Raw genomic sequence first — 2692 nt, forward strand, 5'->3', positions numbered from 1 at the left:
GGTTACTTTTCCGTCGGCAGTTGGTTTTATTTTTAGAATATCTAAAATAAAATCTGTCGACGTGGTCAATAACCAGATAAATGGCGCGGTAACTATTGAAACAACTTTCATAGGAACAGCAACTGCTTTTGCAATAGTTTCTGGATGGTTTAACCCAATTCTTTTAGGCAATAATTCGCCTAAAACTAGTGAAAAATAAGTCAATACAACCACCACAATTCCAACTGAAAGCGAGTGAGAATAAGGCTGTAAAACAGTATACCCGTCAAGGAATAATTTTACATTATCTGTAACTTTATCTCCAGAATATATACCTGTAAGAATCCCTATTAAGGTTATTCCTATTTGTACTGTTGATAGAAATTTGTTTGGAGAATTGGCTAAATCTAAAGCAACTTTTGCGCTTGGATTTCCTTTTTTGGCTGCTGATTCTAATCTATTCTTTCGAGCAGAAATCAATGCTATTTCTGACATTGAAAAAACTCCATTTAAAAGTATTAAAAAGAAAATTATGAGTATTTCCACTTTTTGTTATTGATTTGGTTATTTGCTAATTTGTTTATTCGGCATTAACGAAACCGTAAATTGCTAATGTTTTTTTTTGCTAAATTACAAATTATCAATGACTTTGCTTAGTCGTTGTGTAATTTCTTCTATTTTTCCAATACCATTTATAGCGTAAAACTTATCTTGACTTTTATAATAATCCATTAAAGGAGCTGTTTTTTCATTATATTCTTGGTAACGATTTCTGATTTTATCTTCGTCCTGATCGTCAATTCTTCCAGATGTTTTTCCTCTTTCTAGCAAACGTTGTACTAAAACCTCATCGTCAGCTTCCAAGGCAATTGTTGCAGTAATTTTTTGCTTTTTTGATGATAAAAATTCGTCTAAAGCGTTGGCTTGTGCTAATGTTCTTGGAAATCCATCAAATAAAAACCCTTCTGAATGTTGGTTTTTATCCACTTCTGATTCTAACATTTTAATTGTTATTTCATCAGGTACTAAATCACCTTTATCGATAAATGTTTTAGCTAATTTCCCTAATTCAGTTTCATTTTTTATATTAAATCTAAAAATATCTCCCGTAGAAAGATGAGTTAGATTGTATTTTTGTTTCAAAAATTCTGCTTGTGTACCTTTTCCTGCACCCGGTTTCCCGAAAAGAACTATGTTAATCATTTTAAAAAAATTGTGTAGTTATGTTGTATTTATTTAATCTTTTAATTGATAAACTTCTGGCAAATTTCTGCCCAAACCATCGTAGTCTAATCCGAATCCAACGATGAATTTATTAGGAATTCTAATTCCAATATAATCTAATTTTATATCTTTTTTGTATGCTTCTGGTTTAAAGAAAAGCGTTGCAATTTTAAAATGTTTTACTCCTTGATTCTTGAATAAAATCTTCAATTCTTCGACTGTATTTCCAGTATCTACAATATCCTCAATGATAACAACTGTTCTTCCTGTTAAATCATGATTAATACCTATAAGTTGTTTAACTTCACTTGTAGATTCCATACCATCATAAGAAGCCATTTTAATAAAACTTACTTCGCAAGGTGATTTATAATGTTTCATAAAATCTGAAACAACCATAAATGATCCATTAAGAATTCCTACAAAAACAGGAATATCGTCTGCAAAATCAGCTTCTACTTGAGCAGCCATAGTTGCAATTGCAAAATCTATTTCTTGTGCCGAAATAAAAGGAACAAAATATTTGTCGTGTAATTTAATTTCCATAGTTATTTTAATAGAATAATTCGCAAAGATAACAAATTAGCATTCATTTAGAAGATTTTATTTATTTTTGAAGTATGAATTTAGAATTGCTTCAAAGAATCGAAAATAGCACTGCTCATAGAGAAAGTCGAAAAGACAATGCGCTCTATATTTTAAATAATCCCGAGCTGTTTTCGGAGTTTCTAAAATTCGCTTTTAATACTAATAATAAAAATCACTATAAATCATGCTGGATTTTAGAATTGGTATTAGAAGAAAAAATTCATTTATTAACTCCATTTCTAGATGTATTTTGTAATAAAATTTCGAAATTCACTAATGAAAGTGCATTACGCTCAATTTCTAAAATCTGTATGTTCCTTGCCAAATACATGATATTGACTAAAGATCAAGAACAAAAAATCATTGAATCTTGTTTTGATTGGCTCATTCTTGAAAATGTAAAAGTAGCAACCAAGGCATACTCTATTAGAGCATTATTTGAATTAGGTCGAAAAAATGATTGGGTATATCTAGAATTAAAACGTATTCTTTCTGAGGATTACACAAAATATTCCGCAGCTTACAAAGCTGTTGCGAGGGAAATTTTAAAGAAATTAGAATAGATTTTTTTCTATTAAACCTATATAAAGTATCTTTGCTCACTCGAGGCAGAATGCCGAACAGACGAAGTAAACACAACTACAATGAACTATTTTTCTTCCGATTTCAAATTAGGCATTCTCGGTGGTGGACAATTAGGCAAAATGCTATTATCCGAAACCAGAAAATTCGACATTCAAACTTATGTACTCGATCCAAGTGATGAAGCACCGTGCAAAATCGCTTGTAATCATTTTTTTCAAGGAAGCTTGATGGATTTTGAAACCGTTTATAATTTCGGAAAACAAGTTGATGTTTTAACTTTCGAAATAGAACTTGTTAATCTTGAAGCTTTAGAGAA

4 protein-coding genes and 1 pseudogene are annotated in these 2692 nt (G+C 30.3%); 2 read left to right on the plus strand and 3 right to left on the minus strand.

Annotated elements, in window-relative coordinates:
* The 3 genes from ACHZC3_RS11945 to ACHZC3_RS11955 form a co-directional block, all read right to left on the minus strand.
* Window positions 1-525: CNNM domain-containing protein (locus ACHZC3_RS11945; protein WP_394760082.1), on the minus strand; the 525-nt coding region annotated here is incomplete at its 3' end.
* Window positions 526-609: 84 nt separating this feature from the next.
* Window positions 610-1182, minus strand: a complete 573-nt coding sequence (locus ACHZC3_RS11950; protein WP_394760084.1) for an adenylate kinase — start codon at window positions 1180-1182, stop codon at window positions 610-612.
* Window positions 1183-1215: 33 nt separating this feature from the next.
* Window positions 1216-1749 carry a phosphoribosyltransferase gene (locus ACHZC3_RS11955; protein WP_394760085.1) on the minus strand — a complete coding sequence of 178 codons (534 nt, stop codon included), beginning with the start codon at window positions 1747-1749 and terminating at the stop codon, window positions 1216-1218.
* Window positions 1750-1823: 74 nt separating this feature from the next.
* On the opposite strand from ACHZC3_RS11955, the gene ACHZC3_RS11960 reads away from it, so the two are divergent.
* Window positions 1824-2354 carry a hypothetical protein gene (locus tag ACHZC3_RS11960; RefSeq protein WP_394760086.1) on the plus strand — a complete coding sequence of 177 codons (531 nt, stop codon included), beginning with the start codon at window positions 1824-1826 and terminating at the stop codon, window positions 2352-2354.
* Window positions 2355-2435: 81 nt separating this feature from the next.
* Window positions 2436-2692: pseudogene (locus tag ACHZC3_RS11965) on the plus strand (5-(carboxyamino)imidazole ribonucleotide synthase); the annotation flags it as partial.

This window comes from Flavobacterium sp. (assembly GCF_043720215.1).
Classification (GTDB): domain Bacteria; phylum Bacteroidota; class Bacteroidia; order Flavobacteriales; family Flavobacteriaceae; genus Flavobacterium.

Bases quoted from the DNA above. Each gene is read 5' to 3' on its own strand.
- ACHZC3_RS11950 (WP_394760084.1), bottom strand. From the start codon at position 1,182: ATGATTAACATAGTTCTTTTCGGGAAACCGGGTGCAGGAAAAGGTACA.
- ACHZC3_RS11955 (WP_394760085.1), bottom strand. From the start codon at position 1,749: ATGGAAATTAAATTACACGACAAATATTTTGTTCCTTTTATTTCGGCA.
- ACHZC3_RS11960 (WP_394760086.1), top strand. From the start codon at position 1,824: ATGAATTTAGAATTGCTTCAAAGAATCGAAAATAGCACTGCTCATAGA.